This is a genomic window from Aquamicrobium sp. NLF2-7, from assembly GCF_022359935.1.
Taxonomy (GTDB): domain Bacteria; phylum Pseudomonadota; class Alphaproteobacteria; order Rhizobiales; family Rhizobiaceae; genus Mesorhizobium; species Mesorhizobium lusatiense.
This window is the reverse complement of sequence record NZ_JAKSED010000001.1, coordinates 2,363,518-2,381,019: the sequence shown is the minus strand read 5'-3', so window position 1 is coordinate 2,381,019 and position 17,502 is coordinate 2,363,518. Positions and strand designations below refer to the sequence as shown.

Here is a 17,502-nt window from a genome sequence, read left to right as displayed (position 1 = left end):
TTGCCTTAGTGACCGGCCGTAGGCTTTGCCTCCGGCGTGCCCGGCACCATGGCCGGCTCGCGGTCATAGGCATCGCCCTGATCCTTGCTGGCAAGGAAGGTGTAGAACATCGGGACCACGAACAGGGTGAACATGGTGCCGATGAGAACACCGGAGAAGATCACCAGACCCATCGAGTGACGGGCAGCGGCACCCGCTCCCTGCGCCATGATCAGCGGCACGACGCCAAGCGCCATGGCTGCCGTGGTCATCAGGATCGGGCGCAGGCGCACCTTGGCGGAAGCGATGATGCCCTCGCGCCGCGACAGACCCTGCTCGCCGCGAAGCTGGTTCGCGAACTCCACAAGCAGAATACCATGTTTGGTGATCAGGCCTATCAGCGTGATCAGGCCTACCTGCGTGTAGATGTTGAGCGTTCCAAGCCCCAGATTGAGCGGCACGATTGCCCCGAAGATCGAAAGCGGCACCGACATCATGATGATGAGCGGATCGCGGAAGCTTTCGAACTGTGCGGCCAGCACCAGATAGATGACCACCACCGCAGCCGCGAAAGCGATCATGATGGTGTTGCCCTGCTCCTTCTCCAGACGCGTCTGACCGGAGTAATCGACGAAGAAGCCGTCCGGAAGTGCCGCGCGCGTGATCTGCTCGATGGTCTCCACACCCGTGCCTGTGGTGACCCCCGGAACCGGCAGCGCCGAGATCGTTGCCGAGTTCAGCTGGTTGAACTGGTCGATCGAGGCGGGCGACGAGTTGGTCTTGATGGTGATCACCGCCGAAAGCGGCACCATCTCCCCGGTCGTCGCGCGGACGTAGAAGTCACCCAGACGTTCTGGGTTGTTGCGATACTCCTGCGGCACCTGCGGAATGATGTCATAGGACTTGGAGTCGCGGTCGAACTGCGCCACTTCAGCACCGCCGACCAGAAGACCCAGCGTCTGACCGATGGCGCTGATGGGGATGTTCATGGCCGCGGCCCGATCGCGGTCGACCGTGACCGTCACCTGCGGCGCATCGAAGGACAGCGAGTTCTGCACGATGATGAACCGGCCCGAGGCCTGGGCCTCCTGCCTGATCTTCTCGGCAACCTCATAGACCTGGCTGGCCTCGCCCGTAGACTGGATGACGACGGAGATCGGCAGACCGCCACCGGCACCCGGCAACGAGGGCGGCGCGAACACCAGCGCTTCGACGCCGGCGACCTTGCCCAGACGCCCCTGAATGTCCGCCTGAATGTCCTTTTGCGAGCGGGTGCGCTGCGCCCAGTCCTTGAACGCCCAGATGGCGAAACCGCTGTTGGTGCCGCCACCGATGCCGACCACCGAGAAGGCGGCCCGCAGTTCGGGCAGATCCTTCGTGACCTCGTAGATCTGATCAAGATAAAGGCTGGTGTAATCCGAGGTCGCGTAGCGCGGTGCGGTGACCAGAGAGAACAGCGCGCCGACATCTTCCTCCGGCGCCAGCTCGCTCGACGTCTTCATGAACATGAAGCCGGTGACCGACACCAGTGCGACGACCACCATCAGCGTCACCGGACGGTAGTTCAGCGAACCGGCAACGAGGCGCTCATAGCGATTGGCGATGCGATCGAAGGTTCTGTCGATGAAGGCCGCGAACCGGCTGTGGCTGCCGGACTTCAGCAGCCGCGCCGACATCATCGGCGTGACCGTGATGGCGACCACGCCGGAAATGACCACCGCCCCCGCCAGTGTCAGCGCGAACTCGCGGAACAGCGAGCCGGTGAGGCCGCCGGTGAAGGCGAGCGGCGCGAACACGGCAGCCAGCGTGATCGTCATGGAGACGACCGGGCCGGTGATCTCGCGCATGCCGACGAACGCGGCATCCATCGGACTGAGCCCCTCCTCCATGTGACGGTGGATGTTCTCCACCACCACGATGGCGTCGTCGACGACGAGGCCGATGGCCAGAACCATGGCCAGCAGCGACAGAAGGTTGATCGAATAACCGGCAAGGAAAAGCAGGAAGCCGACACCGATCAGCGACAGCGGAATGGTGATGACCGGCATCACAACCGAGCGCAGCGACCCGAGGAACAGCAGGATCACCAGAATAACGATGATCACCGCTTCGCCGATGGTCTTGAAAACCTCCTTGATCGACGCGCTGATCTGCTCGGTCGCGTCATAGACCAGGGTGATGTTCATGTCCTGCGGCAGGGTTTCCTGAATGGCAGGCAGTTCCTTTTCCACGGCAGACGCGGTGTCGAGCGGGTTGGCCGACGGCGTCGGGAAGATACCGATGAAGGTGCCCGGCTCACCGTTGAAGACAACGCGCGTATCGGTGCTTTGCGCGGCCAGATCGATTTTCGCGACATCGCGCAAGCGAACGATGCCGTCGCCATTGCTCTTCAGCGGCAGCGCACCGAATGTTTCGGGCGTCTGCAGCGTCGATTCCATGGTGATCGACTGCGCGACATATTCGTTTTCGGTCTTGCCCGGCGCGGCGAGGAAGTTCGAATTGTTGATCGCGCCCAGCACTTCGGCCGCGGTCAGACCATGGGCGGCGAGCCGGATCGGGTCGATCCACACGCGCATGGAGTAGTTCGCCGCGCCCAGCACCTGCACCTGCGCAACGCCCTCAATCGTGGACATGCGCGGGCGCAGCACCCGGTCGATATATTCCGTCACCTGCTCGGAGGTCATGTGCGGGCTTTGCACCGCCAGATACATGATCGCGAACTGCTGTCCGGTACCCTTGACGATGGTGGGGTCCTTAGCGCCGCTGGGCAGTTTGCTGCGCACTTCCTGCACCTTGGACATCACTTCGGTCAGGGCGGTGTCAGGGTCGGAGCCGAGCTTCATCTGCACGGTCACCACCGACGAGGACGGCATGCTCTGGGAGCTGACGTAGTCGATGTTTTCCGTGGTCGCCACCGCTTCCGCGATGGGCGCGGTGATGAACCCCTGAATCAGATCCGGGCTGGCGCCGGCATAGACCGTGGTGACGGTGATGACCGTCTCGTCGACCTTCGGATATTCACGCACCGACAGGTTGAACAGGCCCTGAAAGCCAAGCAGCAGGATCAGCAGCGCGACAACGGTGGAAAGGACCGGTCGCCTGATGAAAAGTGCGGAGAAATTCATTCGCTCTTGCTCCCGGGCTGTCCGCCCTTGGACGGATCGACCGCGTTGTCGATGAAGACGGCTGAGCCATTGTTGAGGCGGTTCTGGCCGGCAGTCACGACCTCATCGCCGGCGGAGATACCCTTGATGATCTCGACACGGCCGTCGCTGCGGCGGCCGATGGTCACGAACACCTGATTGGCGACCAGAGACTGCTTGTCATCCGCCTTGGCCGGTTCGGCAGGCTTGGCGGCGTCAGCTGGGGCGGCCTCTTCCTTGGCAGGCTCCGTTCCGGCAGCGGCAGCACCGGCCTTCCGCTCCGCGGCAGGGCGCACCACATAGACATAGTCGCCATAGAGGCTGGTGATAACGGCCGTCTGCGGCACGGCGATGATGTTTTCCTCGCTTGGCAGAACCACACGCACCTGCACGAACTGGCCGGGGCTCAGCTTGCCGTCTGGATTGGAGATTCCAGCGCGGGCCGAGGCCAGACGGCTGGCGGGATCGATCTTGGGATCTATGCCGGTGATGGCGCCCTTATAGGGCATCTCATCGCCATCCAGCCCGAACAGGACGTCACGCCCGATCTGAAGGTCGGGGAAACGCTGCTCGGCAACGCTGAAATCGGCGCGCATGGTGTCGAGGTCCTGAAGCGTCGTCACCGCGTTGCCCGGAGCCACATACTGGCCTACCTCGATGCGCGGAATGCCGATGGTGCCGGAGAAAGGCGCCTTCAGCAGCTTCTGGTCGAGAACGGCCTGCAGCTTAACAACCTGCGACGTAGAGGTCTGCCAGGCGGCGCGCGCGTTATCGAGGGTGGCATCGGTGCCGACGCCGCGCTTCTGCAGCGCCACGGCGCGGTCGAGCGCCTGCTTGTCGAGCGCTTCCTGCGTCTTCGCAGCTTCGAGGTCAGCCTTCTGAACGGCATCGTCGAGCCGCACCAGCACCTGACCCTGCTCGACCTTGTCATTGGCCTTGAACAGGATTTCCTTGACGATGCCCGTCGTTTCCACGGTCAGGTCGACGCCCTGCGCGGCCGCGACCGTGCCGATGGCCTCAAGCTTCGGCGTCCAGGTGATCGGTTCGACCTTGAAGGTCGACACAGCCACGGGATTGACCGGCATGTTGGCGAAGAAATCCTGAATCGCCTTGTCGCGGAACAGGTTGAATCCGACTATGCCGCCGCAGACGACCACAAGCAGGATGAATGCGATGATGAAGCGCTTGATCAAGGTAGTCCCTCTCGGTCGGCTGGTCTGGAACAGGCTTTCGGACAGCGTGGGGTAAATTCGGGGATCTCTACTGTACCGTCCGGACGGTATTGTCAATTGGGTTCAGGCTTCGTATGGGAAAGCTCATGAAACCCAGAAAGTCCAATTCACGCGATAAAATCCTTGCTGCAGCAGCGGATGTAGCGCGAGAAGCCGGCCCCGGCAATCTCTCGCTCGACGCTGTTGCCAGCCGTGCGGGTATATCGAAAGGCGGGCTGCTTTACAATTTCCCGAGCAAGGCAAAACTCATGCAGGCGCTTGTGGAGCAGCATTTGCAGGACTTTCAGGCTTCTCTGGAAGATGCTCACGCTGCCGATTCGCAAAAAAATCTGCTGCGCGCCTATATCCGGCTTTCGATGGAGGAATGTCGGGAGACTGAAGCTTCAGCCTCCTGGATTTTCTCCGCAATCGCCCAGGATCCTGAATTCCTGACGCCAATCAAATCCTTCAAGCGCCAGCTTTTCGAACGGCTGAAGACGAAAACGCCGGATCTGCAAGCCCTGCTTGTCGTCTATCTGGCAATCGAGGGCCTGCGCAGCATGACGCTGTTTGAATTTCACACGCTCAGCGAAGACGAGCGGCAGATCCTTCTCGATGCGCTCATCGCCATGGCGGACAGCGCCCCGAATCAAATTGGCGTGAAGGATGCTCCGGAACTGCCTCCGGCCGAATAGATCCGGGCCGATCCTTTTCCGAAATCTCCGATGGTGTCAGCCAGCGACCTTTTCGGCTGCCGGGGGCGGACGGATATGTGCGGCGGCCTCGACGACCAGATTGTCGAAACCCGCATCTCCGGCCCTGATGAGCTCGAAGAACTGGCGGCGCATGCGCGGCTCCCAGAACTTGTTGATGTGCTCGGCGATGCCGGCCACCCCCTCTTCATGCGGCTTTGAGTGAAAGAACCGGGCGATTTGATTGGCCTGGTAGACGAGCTTGTCAGGCGACATGCCGGGCACCTCCGGTAACGACGCGATCGGGATGGGTGAAGATGTCGAAATCGTCGCCGCGCACCAGCGCGATCAGCGTCATGCCAGCGGCTTCGGCGGTTCTTATGGCGAGCGCCGTCGGCGCGGAGACGGCGATGATGAAGGGCGCGCCGATGGCAGCGGTTTTCTGCACCATTTCGACGGAAACGCGCGAGGTCACGACCACCGCACCACCCTGCCCGGAAATGCCTTCCCGTGACAGCGCACCGGCCAGCTTGTCCAGCGCGTTGTGGCGACCCACATCCTCGCGGGCCATGACCACGCCCTTGCCCGGCAGATAGAAGCCCGCCGCATGAACGGCGCCCGTTTGCCGATGCATCGGCTGCAGGCCCGACAGAAGCCGCACCGCGCGCGTGACGTCGTCCGGCGTCAGCCTGAGTTGCGAGGCATCCACCTCGTCCACGCTGCGCATCGCCTCCTCGATCGATTCGATGCCGCACAGGCCGCAGCCAACCGGGCCGGCGAGCCGGCGACGCCGGGCTTCGAAGCGCCTGTTGGCGCTGTCACGCAGGCGGATCTGGATGTCGATGCCAGCCCCCAGATCCTGAACCTCCACCGCCTCGATCTCGCCGGCCGCCGCGACAATGCCTTCGGTTATGGAAAAGCCGAGCGCGAAATCCTCGAAATCGGCGGGCGAAGCCATCATCACCGCATGGGTGGTGCCGCCATAGGAGAGCGCGATCGGCGTCTCCTCCGGCACCATGCGGTCGGCGGCGGCGATACCCTCGCCACGATGGGTGATGCGCCGCGTCGCGGTGACGACAGGGCGCGGGTCTTCAACGCCATCGGACGTGGCGGGAGAACAGGCGGGGGAAAGCACAGCGTCAGAACGTGTCATGGCGCAACCATAGCATCATGCACCGTCCTGCGTCTTCCCTGCCCCGCCACACCTGTTCACCCGCTTTTTCACTCGGCAGCCGCCAGCGGCGCGATACGCCGGCTGCGGCGGGCCTGCTCCTCATACTCGACCTGCCAGTCGCTCGGACCGTTGGACGGCATGATCTGCACGGCAGTGACCTTGTATTCGGGACAGTTGGTCGCCCAGTCCGAATAGTCGGTGGTGACGACATTGGCCTGTGTCAGCGGATGGTGGAATGTGGTGTAGACCACGCCCGGTGAGACCCGGTCCGTGATCAGCGCCCGCAGCGTCGTCTCGCCGGCGCGGCTTGCCACGCGCACCCAGTCGCCGTTGCGGATGCCGCGATGCTCGGCATCGTGAGGATGGATTTCCAGCCGGTCCTCGTCATGCCACACGACATTGTCCGTGCGCCGCGTCTGCGCGCCGACATTATATTGCGACAGAATGCGGCCGGTGGTGAGCAGCAGCGGGAAGCGCGGTCCCGTCTTCTCGTCGGTCGCCACATATTCGGTGCGGATGAACCTGCCCTTGCCGCGCACGAAGCCGTCGAGGTGCATGATCGGCGTGCCTTCAGGCGCGCTGTCGTTGCAGGGCCACTGCACCGAGCCCATCTTCTCCAGCAACTCGTAGGACACATTGGCAAAGCTCGGCGTCGTGGCCGCGATTTCATCCATGATCTGCGAAGGGTGGGTGTAGTTCCAGTCGAAGCCGAGGGCGCGCGCCAGTTCCTGCGTCGCCTCCCAGTCCGCATAGCGAGCCTTCGGTTCCATCACCTTGCGCACGCGGTTGATGCGGCGTTCGGCATTGGTGAAGGTGCCGTCCTTCTCCATGAAGGTCGAACCCGGCAGGAACACATGGGCATAGTTGGCGGTCTCGTTCAGGAACAGGTCCTGAACCACCACGCATTCCATGGCCGCGAGGCCTGCGGCGACGTGGTGCGTGTCGGGATCGGACTGGAGAATGTCCTCACCCTGCACATAGATGCCCTTGAAGGTGCCGTCGACGGCGGCATCCAGCATGTTGGGAATGCGCAGGCCCGGTTCGTTGTCGAGCTTGACGCCCCACAGCTCCTCGAAGATGGCGCGGGTGGCATCGCCGGAGATGTGGCGATAGCCCGGCAATTCGTGCGGGAACGAACCCATGTCGCAGGAGCCCTGCACATTGTTCTGACCGCGCAGCGGGTTCACGCCGACGCCGCGGCGGCCGATATTGCCGGTCGCCATGGCGAGATTGGCGATGGCCATCACCGAGGTCGAGCCCTGGCTGTGCTCGGTCACGCCGAGGCCGTAATAGATCGCGCCGTTGCCGCCGGTGGCGTAGAGGCGCGCGGCCCCACGGATGTCTTCGGCAGACACACCGATATAGTCGGCAATTGCTTCAGGGCTGTTGGCTTCGTCGGCGACGAATTCGGCCCAGTCCTGAAAAGCATCCCATTCGCAGCGCTCGCGTACGAACTGCTCGTTCACCAGACCTTCGGTGACGATGACATGGGCAATCGCGGTGAGCATGGCGACATTGGTGCCGGGCCGCAGGGCCAGATGGTAATCCGCCATGATATGCGGGCTCTTGACGAGATCGGTGCGGCGCGGATCGATGACGATCAGCCGCGCGCCCTCGCGGATGCGCTTCTTCATGCGCGAGCCAAACACGGGATGCGCATCGGTCGGATTGGCGCCGATGACGACGATGACATCGCTTTCCTCGACCGAATCGAAATCCTGCGTTCCGGCCGAGGTGCCGTAGGCCTGACCGAGGCCATAGCCGGTCGGCGAATGGCAGACGCGGGCGCAGGTGTCGACATTGTTGTTGCCGAAGCCCTGACGCACCAGCTTCTGGACGAGATAGGTTTCTTCGTTCGTGCAGCGCGAGGAAGTGATGCCGCCGATGGAGGCGCGGCCGTACTGGTACTGGATGCGGCGGAACTCGCTCGCCGCGTGGCTGATTGCCTCCTCCCAGCTCACCTCGCGCCACGGATCGGAAATCCGCTCGCGGATCATCGGCTTCAGAATGCGGTCCCTGTGCGTGGCATAGCCATAGGCGAAGCGGCCCTTGACGCAGCTGTGGCCATGATTGGCCTCGCCGCCCTTGTAGGGGACCATGCGCAGCACCTCATCGCCCTTGACCTCTGCCTTGAACGAACAGCCGACACCGCAATAGGCACAGGTGGTGACCACGGAGCGCTCGGGCATGCCGTGTTCGAGAACGGTTTTTTCGCGCAGTGCATCGGTGGGGCAGGCCTGCACGCAGGCGCCGCAGGACACGCATTCGGACTCCACGAAGTCCTCGTGCATGCCGGGGGTGATGCGGGAATCGAAGCCCCGGCCATCGATGGTCAGCGCGAAGGTGCCCTGCACGTCCTCGCAGGCCCGCACGCAGCGCGAGCAGACGATGCATTGGGAAGGGTCATAGGTGAAATAGGGGTTGGTTTCGTCGCGGACCAGATAGTCGATGTTGAGCGAGCCATTGCCGGGCGCGACGTGGTTGCGCCCGTCCAGACCGTAGCGATTCTGTTCAAGCCCGACGGTGGCCGCCACCTTGTCGAACTCGCTCTGGCCGGTGCCGCGCTGTTCATTCCAGCCACTGGGATGATCGGAAACGTAAAGCTCCATCACACCCTTGCGGATGGCATCGAGCCGGTCGGAACGGGTGTGGACGACCATGCCTTCGCCCACCGGCGTGGTGCAGGAAGCGGGCGTTCCGTTGCGGCCCTCGATCTCCACCAGGCAGATGCGGCAGGAGCCGAAGGAGTCCAGCATGTCGGTGGCGCACAGCTTCGGAATCTCGACCCCCGCCTCCATCGAGGCGCGCATGATCGAGGTTCCTTCCGGAACCGTGACCGGCTTGCCGTCGACAATCAGCGTGACCTGCTTTTCGGCCCGCGATTCAGGTGTGCCGTAGTCGGTTTCGTGAACGAGACCCATGTCGAGACTCCCCTTGAAAGCAGCGCTCTTCCGGCGCCGGTTCAGTCTTTGCCTTTGCGTGCCGCGAGCGTATCAGCGACCAGCGCGTTGGCGTGGCCATGGCCGAGGCCATGCGTTTCCTTCAGCCATGCGACAAGCTCCATGTGCTTCTTGCCGGTCTGGCTTTCGATAAGGTCTTTCCAGTGTGAGATCGGCTTTCCGTACTTCTGCTCGATCGACGGAAAGTAGGAAGCCGGACCCCTGACCTTATCCTGCGTCGTCATTCAGCGGCCTCCCGCATCGGCGCCGGCCTGAAATCTTCAGGGAAGTGGGTCAGCGCACTCATCACCGGATAGGGCGTGAAACCACCGAGCGCGCAGAGCGAGCCGAACTTCATGGTGTTGCACAGGTCGGTGACGAGCTCGATCTGGGTGTCCGGCGCAATGCCGGCGGCCAGCTTGTCCAGCACCTCGACACCGCGCGTGGAACCGATCCGGCAGGGCGTGCACTTGCCGCAGCTCTCGATCGCGCAGAACTCCATGGCGAAGCGCGCCTGCTTCAGCATATCGGCACTGTCGTCGAAGACCGTGATGCCGGCATGGCCGATCAGCCCGTCCTTCGCCGCGAAAGCCTCGTAGTCGAACGGTGTATCGAACAGATCGCGCGGAAAATAGGCGCCGAGCGGTCCGCCCACCTGCACGGCCTTGACCGGGCGGCCGGTTGCGGTGCCGCCGCCGATGTCGTCGACGATCTCGCCGAGCGTCAGGCCGAAGGCGGTTTCGAACAGGCCGGGATAACGGATGTTGCCGGCGATCTGGATCGGGATGGTGCCGCGCGAGCGGCCCATGCCGAAGTCCTTATAATAGGCGGCGCCCTTGTCGAGGATGATCGGCACGGAGGCGAGACTTATGACGTTGTTGATCACCGTCGGCTTGCCGAACAGGCCCTTGTGGGCCGGCAGCGGCGGCTTGGCGCGCACCATGCCGCGCTTGCCCTCGAGACTGTCGAGCAGCGCCGTTTCCTCGCCGCAGACATAGGCGCCGGCGCCCTCGCGCACTTCCATGTCGAAGGCGCGGCCCGAGCCCATCACATCCGGCCCCAGGATTTTCGCGCGCCGCGCGATTTCCACGGCCCGGCGCATGGCGGCTATGGCATGCGGATATTCGGAACGGGTGTAGAGGAAGCCTTTGGTCGCGCCGGTGGCAAGGCCGGCGATCGCCATGCCCTCGATCAGCACGAAGGGGTCGCCCTCCATGATCATGCGATCGGCAAAGGTGCCGGAATCGCCTTCGTCGGCATTGCAGACGATGTATTTGCGCACATCATCCGTATCGAGCACCGTTTTCCACTTGATGCCGGTGGGGAAGCCGGCGCCGCCGCGCCCGCGCAGGCCCGATTCCGTCACCTCGGTCACGATCTCGAGCGGAGCCATCGCGGCAGCCTTGCGCAGGCCGGCTAGCCCGCCATGGCGCTCATAGTCCTCCAGCGAGAACGGATCGATGATGCCGCAGCGGGCGAAGGTCAGCCGCGTCTGGCGCGCGAAGAACGGGATTTTTTCCGGGTCGCCCAGCGCCAGCTCATGTGCGCCGCCGGTCAGGAAACCGGCATCGAACAGGCTCTTTACCTGAGACGGACGCACCGGACCGTAAGCGACACGGCCCGCATCGGTCCCGACCTCGACCATGGGCTCCAGAAAATAAGCGCCCCGCGAACCGTTGCGCACGATCTTCGCCTCGATGCCGCGCTCCTTCAGCTCGGCGGAAATGGCTGCCGCGACCTTGTCGGCTCCGAGTGCCAGCGCGCCTGAATCGCCGGGAATGTAGATGACTGGCTTCACCGGCGCACCTCCGCGATGATCTCGTCGACGCGCGCGGCATCGATGCGGCCGATGACCTCGCCGTCGAGCATGGCGGCGGGTGAGCAGGCGCACATGCCGAGGCAATAGACCGGCTCCAGCGTCACCCGCCCATCGGGGGTGGTCTGGTGAAAGCCGATGCCGAGCGCCTGTTTGAAACGCGCGGCGACCTCGTCAGAGCCCATCGACTGGCAGGATTCGGCCTGGCAGACCTTCAGCACATGGCGGCCGGCCGGCTCCTTGCGGTAATCGTGATAGAAGGAAACGACGCCATAAACCTCGGCGCGCGACAGGTTGAGGGCTTTGGCGATAACCGGAAGGGCTTCCTGCGGCACATAGCCGAACTCCTCCTGCACCTCGTGCAGGATGGGCAGAAGCGGCCCCTCCATGTATCTCATGCCATCGACGATCGACGCAACCTGCGCCTCGATCCCGGTACCTGCGCTCTGCATGACCATGCAGCGCCCTCCCTGAACAACAGCGATATCTCCTCGCCAGACCGTTATGCAATCAGAGAATAACGCTCTGATCAATAGTCACTTTCCGTCGAGTGATAGAAGTTTCCTATCAACAGTCAGTGAAATAACATAACTACAAGGAAATACTAGGCTATCTTTCGCGCTGAAAAAACCGGGCCAGCGCCCTCGCCTCGTCCAGCAAGCCCGAAACCAGAGGCGTGTGCGGCAGGCGTGGCCCCACGACGAGACCGACAATGTGGCTGGCATCCGGTTCCACGATGGGAATCGCCCGGATCGGCTCGGCGAAGCCAAGGGTTTCGGTGAGGGTGAGCGGCATGATCGACGACCACTTGCCGGTGCGGATATGCGAGAACAGCACGATCATGGAATTCGATTCCAGCGTGGGCCGCATCTGCACCCCGGCCTCGGCCAGATGCTGGTCGATGATGCGGCGGTTCTGCATATCGGGCGTCAGCAGACAGAGCGGCAACCGGCTAATTTCCTTCCACGTCACCTTCTCCCGCTCGGCCAGCGGATTGCCGGCCGAGGTGATGAGCTGATAGCGCTCATGATAAAGCGGCACGCTGGTCACGCGGCCAAGCGGCTCGTTGTCGAGATAGGTGATGCCGGCGTCGATCTCGAAATTGCCGAGCAGCGACAGGATTTCGATCGACGTGCGCGACATGATCGAGAACGTCACGCCCGGATGCTTTTCGCGGAACGGCGTCGTCAGGCGCGGCATCATCGCCAGCGCGGTCGGGATGGCGGCTATGCGGATGCGCCCCGACAGGCCGTGCCGTGCCGCGCGCATCTCCTCGCGCATGGCGTGTGCGTCGCCAACGATGCGGCGGGCCCACACCAACACCTGATCGCCCTCCGCCGTCAGCCCCTGGAAGCGCGAACCGCGCTTGACCAGCATGACGCCGAGCTGGTCCTCAAGCTGCTTGATCGCCGCCGACAGGGTCGGCTGTGTGACGCCGCAGATTTCAGCCGCGCGGCCGAAATGCTCCTCACGGGCAAGGGCGATGAAGAATTCCAGCTTGTCGATCATGCGAACCCGGAGCCTGACTGGCGATCTGTGCCTCTAGGGTCTGTGAAATTGCCCGGCTTCGCAAGTCACCCGGCAAAAGACGAAATTTGAGCCGAACTTCCACATTTTTCAGCCGACTATGTGTTTGCGTTCCGGCAAACCGGCGTTAAGGGGAAACATCGATAACCGACGAAAGATCCGACATGCTTGGCTGGTTCCGGAAAATGCTTCCGCGCGAGGACAAGTTCTTCGATCTCTTTGAACGTCATTCCCATGCCGTTGTCGGGGCCGCCGAAGCCCTGCAGCAACTGCTTGCCGGAAAAGATGTCGACAGGAATGCCGACGAGATCGTGCGTCTGGAGAAAGAGGCCGACCTGATCACTGCCGAGGTGATGCTGGCCGTGCGCCGCTCCTTCATCACACCTTTCGACCGCAGCGATATTCAGGATCTGATCCAGTCGATGGATGACGCCATCGACATGATGCACAAGACGGTCAAGACCGTACGCCGCTTCGAGCAGACCGAGTTCGATCCGCTGATGCAGGAAATGGGCGTCGCCGTTGTCGAAGCCGCCAGGCTCGTCGCGGAAGCCGTTCCCCTGCTCAACAAGGTCGGCCAGAACGTGCATCGCCTCAGCGAGATCGCCGAGGAAGTGGTGAAGGTGGAAGAGCGCTCAGACGATCTGTACGAGCGCGGATTGCGCGACCTCTACCGCCGCCACGCGAAGGGGGACGCACTGGCTTATTTCGTCGGCTCGGAACTCTACAACCAGCTTGAAAAGGTCGTGGACCGCTTCGAGGACGTGGCGAGCGAGATTTCCGGCATCGTTGTCGAAAACGTCTGATCCGACATGGATGCCACAATCGCCCTTCCGCTGCTGATCGGCCTGATCGGCGTCGCCCTGTTCTTCGATTTCCTCAACGGGCTGCACGATGCCGCGAACTCCATCGCGACCATCGTCTCCACGCGGGTGCTGCGGCCGCAATATGCGGTGATGTGGGCCGCCTTCTTCAACTTCATCGCCTTCCTGTTCTTCGGCCTGCATGTGGCCGAGACGCTGGGCACCGGCATCGTCGATGCCGACATCGTGACGCCCGGCGTGATCTTCGCGGCCCTTGCGGGGGCGATTGCCTGGAACATCATCACATGGCTGGCCGGCATTCCCTCGAGCAGTTCGCATGCGCTGATCGGCGGCCTGCTGGGGGCGGGCATCGCCAAGGCCGGAACCGGCGCCGTGGTGTGGACGGGTGTTCTGAAGACCACGTCCGCCATCGTGCTGTCGCCGCTCACCGGCTTCGTGCTCGCTCTTGTGCTGATCCTGATCGTGTCATGGCTGTTCGTGCGCCAGACCCCGTTCGCGGTCGACCGCTCGTTCCGCGTGCTGCAATTCATATCCGCCTCGCTCTACTCACTCGGCCATGGCGGCAACGACGCGCAGAAGACGATGGGCATCATCGCCGTACTGCTCTACTCGCAGGGCATGCTGGGCGACACCTTCTACGTGCCGCTGTGGGTGGTGCTGAGTTGCCAGGCGGTTCTGGCGCTGGGCACGCTGTTCGGCGGCTGGCGCATCGTGCACACGATGGGCTCCAAGATCACCCGGCTGAACCCGATGCAGGGGTTCTGCGCCGAGACCGGCGGGGCGATCACCCTGTTCGGCGCCACCTGGCTCGGCATTCCGGTTTCGACCACCCACACCATCACCGGCGCCATCATCGGCGTGGGTGCGGCGCGCCGCGTTTCGGCGGTGCGCTGGGGCATTGCCGGCAACATCGTGATTGCCTGGGTGGTCACGCTTCCGGCAACCGCCATCATTTCGGCCGTCACCTACTATCTGATACAGCTGGCAGGATGACGCAGCCGGCAGCGCTTGGAGCGAGCCGGCTTATGCAGTATCTCATCACTGGCTAGAGCATCGGACCGAAAAGTGGAATCCGGTTTTCGGCTATACCGATGCTCCATCAATAATTCAGATCGTCCTTTGTGCGTCCGAACGGACGCACGGCGATCTGGCGGCAACAGGCCCCAGGCATGAGGTACAAGCAATGTCCGTCACCAAGGAAGTTGTCACCGAGCGGCTGAGAAGCGTGAGCGGGCCGGATTTTTCCGGCAACATCGTCGATCTCAGCATGCTGTCGGAGATTTTCATCGCCGACGGCAAGGTGTTTTTCTCCATCACCGTTCCGGCCGAACGTGCGGACCACATGGAACCGCTGCGGGCCGCGGCTGAGCGCGTGGTGAAGGCCATTCCCGGCGTCAACGGCGCCGTGGTGACGCTGACGGCGGAGAAGAAGGGCGGCGGCATGGAAGCCGCGCCGCCTGCACGTCCGACGCTACAACCTCGCCCGACACCTTCTTCAGCGCGCGCGCCGCAGCCGGCGCCGCCGTCACGCAGCCCGGGCAAGCGCGGCGTTCCCGGCATCGAGGCCATCGTCGCCGTCGCCTCAGGCAAGGGCGGGGTCGGCAAATCGACCACGTCGGTGAACCTCGCGCTCGGCCTTGCCGCCAACGGGCTGAAGGTCGGCGTGCTCGATGCCGACATCTATGGCCCGTCCATGCCCAAACTGCTGGGAATCCACGGTCGCCCCGAGAGCGCCGACGGCAAGATCCTGAAGCCAATGCAGAATTACTGCCTCAAGGTCATGTCGATGGGTTTCCTCGTCGACGAGGAAACGCCGATGATCTGGCGCGGGCCGATGGTCGTCTCGGCGCTGACCCAGATGCTGCGCGAGGTGGAATGGGGCCAGCTCGACGTGCTGGTGGTGGACATGCCCCCCGGCACCGGCGACGCCCAGCTCACCATGGCCCAGCAGGTGCCGCTGGCCGGCGCCGTCATCGTCTCGACGCCGCAGGACCTTGCCCTGATCGACGCCCGCAAGGGCCTCAACATGTTCCGGAAAGTGGACGTGCCGCTGCTCGGCATCGTCGAGAACATGAGCTATTTCATCGCGCCCGATACCGGCAAGCGCTACGATATTTTCGGCCATGGCGGCGCGCGGCGCGAAGCGGAGCGGCTTGGTGTCGCCTTCCTCGGCGAGGTGCCGCTCGAAATGGGCATCCGCGAAAGCTCGGACGCCGGAAAGCCTGTCACCGTCAGCCGGCCGGACGGGCCGGAAGCACGCATCTACCGTGACATCGCCGCAAAGGTCTGGCAGCGCCTGCAGGAGGAAAAGAACGCCGGCTCCGGCGGCCCCGCCATCGTCTTCGAATAAAAAGTAAGCTTTTGCTTACCTAGAAAAGGCTTACGGACCTCAGTAGAAGCCGACCGGGAAATAGCGCAGGTAGAGTTCGGCAAAAGTGCCTTTCGCCGCAATGTCCTGCAATGCGTAATCCAGAGCCGCAGGCAGCAGCGCATCGCCGGCGCGGGTGGCAATCGCCAGCCCCGTGCCGAGATATTCGGGCGAGATCAGCGGGCCACCGGCAAAGCGGCAGCATTTTTCCGAAGCCGCATCGCCCAGCCAGAACGACAGGCGCATGCCGTCGCCAAAGGCGGCATCGATGCGCCCGGCCTTCAGTTCAGCCTGCAGGGCATCCTCATCCGGCAGGGCAACGACCGTGACCGCTCCAAAATAATCGCGCAGCATGCGCTCATGCGCGGAGCCCGCCACAACGCCGACCGGCCTGCCCCTGAGACTGTCCTGCACAGGCTCCGACGGAGCCCGCGACTTCTGCACCGCAAACCGCGCAGGAAACTGCAGATAGGGGCGCGAGAAGGCGTAGGCGGCTCGTGTTTCCGCTGTCGCGGCCAGCCCTGCGATGATGGCCTCGCCCTCGCCCAGTTCCAGCGCGCCCTGCAATTCGTCCCACGGAACAGCCTGTATCTGGCATTTGTCGGCAAGCTCCAGACGGGCGCAGATGGCGCGGGCAAGATCGACATGAAAACCCGACAGCCGGCCCTGACCATCGAGAAAATTGAACGGCGGAAAATCCGTCGTGGTCAGAAACCGCAGCCGCGGCAATGCGGACAGATCCGGCTTCGGCAGCCGTTCCTTTGCATCCCACAATTGCGGAATGACAGGGTCCTGCGCCTTTGCAGCCGGGAGCAAGGCGGCAAGAAAAACGACGACAACTGCGGCAAGCCGGAAACGCACGATTCGACATCCGATCGATCTGGAACTCTGCGCTTTTCCTATGAAAACGCCACGGCCACAAGTTTTGCTACGATTATGGCTGTAATTGGCATGGTTCATGCGCAGTGATGCCACAATTTACTTTAACATGAGGCCCGTACGTGATCTGTTGCAGCCAAAGCGCGGCGACATTCAGGTACATCCAGGACCGCTGCACAGGAGGACGGGGCTCTTGTGCGGACGGCCGGTTCTTTGGAGTCTGCGAAGTGAGAGGTCTACCGGTTTTCGGCAAACCGAGACGGCAGCGTTCGGTTCAGTATGGGTATAGTGCACCGCCATCCGGCTGGCACCAGATCAAGGAGCATTCGCATCTCGTCATTGCCGGGATCGGCAGCCTTGTCTTCATCGCCATTGCCGTCACTGCTTTCTGGTTCACGCTGCCCCGCGCCGAAAAGCCGGTTCTGGCCCGGGCCGCGCCGCAGGAAATAGCAGCGGAAGCAGCGCCCGTGGCCGCGCAGAACCCTGCAGCGCCGGATCCTGCCCCGCTGGCCCCCGTTGCGGTGGCCGACACGGCCCCCGAGCCCGAAATCCAGCCGCTGGCCCTGATGCCGGAGCCGAAGGTTCCCGAGATCGACCAGCAGGCCGCCGCTGCCATCATCGTCCCCGATGCCGGCCAGGACCCGGCCACGCCCCCCGAATCGGAGAGCGCCGGCACGCAGACAGCCGCTATTCCGGCAGCCCGGCCGAGCCCGCCGGCTCAGAAGGCCGCCGCTCAGAAAACGGCTGCCGGCAATGGCCGCATCATCCGCGGCGTCACCTTCCGCGCCGGCCCCGGCGGCGATGCCATCGGCACCATTCCCGGGGGAACCGAGGTCAAGGTGATCTCCTGCGATTCATGGTGCGAGATCATCCATAAGGATCAGCGCGGCTTCATCTACAAGGACTTTCTGGACCGCGACTGAGCAGGGCGACCGGCATCCATTCAAATG

The 17,502-nt window shown here is 63.3% G+C and carries 15 protein-coding genes; 5 read left to right on the top strand and 10 right to left on the bottom strand.

Features of this window, described 5'->3' with window-relative positions; all coding sequences use genetic code 11:
- Nucleotides 1-5 precede the first annotated feature (5 nt).
- Both MIC97_RS11750 and MIC97_RS11745 read right to left on the bottom strand, forming a co-directional pair.
- Nucleotides 6-3,104 (bottom strand): efflux RND transporter permease subunit, encoded by a 3,099-nt coding sequence (locus tag MIC97_RS11750; RefSeq protein ID WP_239800176.1) that lies wholly within the window; start codon nucleotides 3,102-3,104, stop codon nucleotides 6-8.
- Complete coding sequence (locus tag MIC97_RS11745) at nucleotides 3,101-4,315, bottom strand: efflux RND transporter periplasmic adaptor subunit (RefSeq protein ID WP_239800175.1); 1,215 nt, start codon at nucleotides 4,313-4,315, stop codon at nucleotides 3,101-3,103. Before MIC97_RS11745 ends, MIC97_RS11750 begins: the two co-directional genes overlap by 4 nt.
- Before the next feature lie 125 nt (nucleotides 4,316-4,440).
- On the opposite strand from MIC97_RS11745, the gene MIC97_RS11740 reads away from it, so the two are divergent.
- A complete protein-coding gene (locus MIC97_RS11740; protein WP_239800174.1) occupies nucleotides 4,441-5,028 on the top strand; it encodes a TetR family transcriptional regulator in 588 nt (195 codons plus the stop codon).
- A gap of 36 nt (nucleotides 5,029-5,064) precedes the next feature.
- Here the strand turns inward: MIC97_RS11740 and MIC97_RS11735 are convergent, their stop codons facing one another.
- From MIC97_RS11735 to MIC97_RS11705, 7 genes are all read right to left on the bottom strand, one after another.
- A complete protein-coding gene (locus tag MIC97_RS11735; RefSeq protein ID WP_239800173.1) occupies nucleotides 5,065-5,301 on the bottom strand; it encodes a formate dehydrogenase subunit delta in 237 nt (78 codons plus the stop codon).
- Nucleotides 5,291-6,178: a formate dehydrogenase accessory sulfurtransferase FdhD gene (gene fdhD / locus MIC97_RS11730; RefSeq protein ID WP_239800172.1), complete on the bottom strand. Its 888-nt coding sequence runs from the start codon at nucleotides 6,176-6,178 to the stop codon at nucleotides 5,291-5,293. Before fdhD ends, MIC97_RS11735 begins: the two co-directional genes overlap by 11 nt.
- A gap of 68 nt (nucleotides 6,179-6,246) precedes the next feature.
- A complete protein-coding gene (gene fdhF, locus MIC97_RS11725; RefSeq protein ID WP_239800171.1) occupies nucleotides 6,247-9,120 on the bottom strand; it encodes a formate dehydrogenase subunit alpha in 2,874 nt (957 codons plus the stop codon).
- A gap of 41 nt (nucleotides 9,121-9,161) precedes the next feature.
- A complete protein-coding gene (locus tag MIC97_RS11720) occupies nucleotides 9,162-9,383 on the bottom strand; it encodes a DUF4287 domain-containing protein (protein WP_239800170.1) in 222 nt (73 codons plus the stop codon).
- A complete protein-coding gene (locus MIC97_RS11715; RefSeq protein WP_239800169.1) occupies nucleotides 9,380-10,936 on the bottom strand; it encodes an NADH-quinone oxidoreductase subunit NuoF in 1,557 nt (518 codons plus the stop codon). The genes MIC97_RS11720 and MIC97_RS11715 overlap by 4 nt, the downstream gene beginning before the upstream one ends.
- Complete coding sequence (locus tag MIC97_RS11710) at nucleotides 10,933-11,412, bottom strand: formate dehydrogenase subunit gamma (protein ID WP_239800168.1); 480 nt, start codon at nucleotides 11,410-11,412, stop codon at nucleotides 10,933-10,935. Before MIC97_RS11710 ends, MIC97_RS11715 begins: the two co-directional genes overlap by 4 nt.
- Nucleotides 11,413-11,563: 151 nt before the next feature.
- On the bottom strand, nucleotides 11,564-12,463 hold the full coding sequence (locus MIC97_RS11705) for a LysR family transcriptional regulator (RefSeq protein WP_239800167.1): 900 nt from the start codon (nucleotides 12,461-12,463) through the stop codon (nucleotides 11,564-11,566).
- 182 nt (nucleotides 12,464-12,645) lie between these two features.
- On the opposite strand from MIC97_RS11705, the gene MIC97_RS11700 reads away from it, so the two are divergent.
- The 3 genes from MIC97_RS11700 (at nucleotide 12,646) to MIC97_RS11690 (ending at nucleotide 15,655) form a co-directional block, all read left to right on the top strand.
- Entirely contained in the window at nucleotides 12,646-13,287 is a 642-nt protein-coding gene (locus MIC97_RS11700; protein WP_239800166.1) for a DUF47 domain-containing protein, read from the top strand.
- A gap of 6 nt (nucleotides 13,288-13,293) precedes the next feature.
- Nucleotides 13,294-14,298 carry an inorganic phosphate transporter gene (locus MIC97_RS11695; protein ID WP_183826225.1) on the top strand — a complete coding sequence of 335 codons (1,005 nt, stop codon included), beginning with the start codon at nucleotides 13,294-13,296 and terminating at the stop codon, nucleotides 14,296-14,298.
- Between the two features lie 190 nt (nucleotides 14,299-14,488).
- A complete protein-coding gene (locus tag MIC97_RS11690) occupies nucleotides 14,489-15,655 on the top strand; it encodes an Mrp/NBP35 family ATP-binding protein (RefSeq protein WP_239800165.1) in 1,167 nt (388 codons plus the stop codon).
- A gap of 39 nt (nucleotides 15,656-15,694) precedes the next feature.
- Here MIC97_RS11690 and MIC97_RS11685 read toward each other — a convergent pair whose 3' ends face one another.
- The gene (locus MIC97_RS11685) at nucleotides 15,695-16,534 is read right to left on the bottom strand and encodes a transporter substrate-binding domain-containing protein (RefSeq protein WP_239800164.1); all 840 of its coding nucleotides are present in this window, start codon (nucleotides 16,532-16,534) and stop codon (nucleotides 15,695-15,697) included.
- A 245-nt stretch (nucleotides 16,535-16,779) separates the two neighbouring features.
- Here MIC97_RS11685 and MIC97_RS11680 point away from each other — a divergent pair, with 245 nt between their 5' ends.
- Nucleotides 16,780-17,475, top strand: a complete 696-nt coding sequence (locus tag MIC97_RS11680) for an SH3 domain-containing protein (protein WP_239800163.1) — start codon at nucleotides 16,780-16,782, stop codon at nucleotides 17,473-17,475.
- Nucleotides 17,476-17,502: the final 27 nt, after the last annotated feature.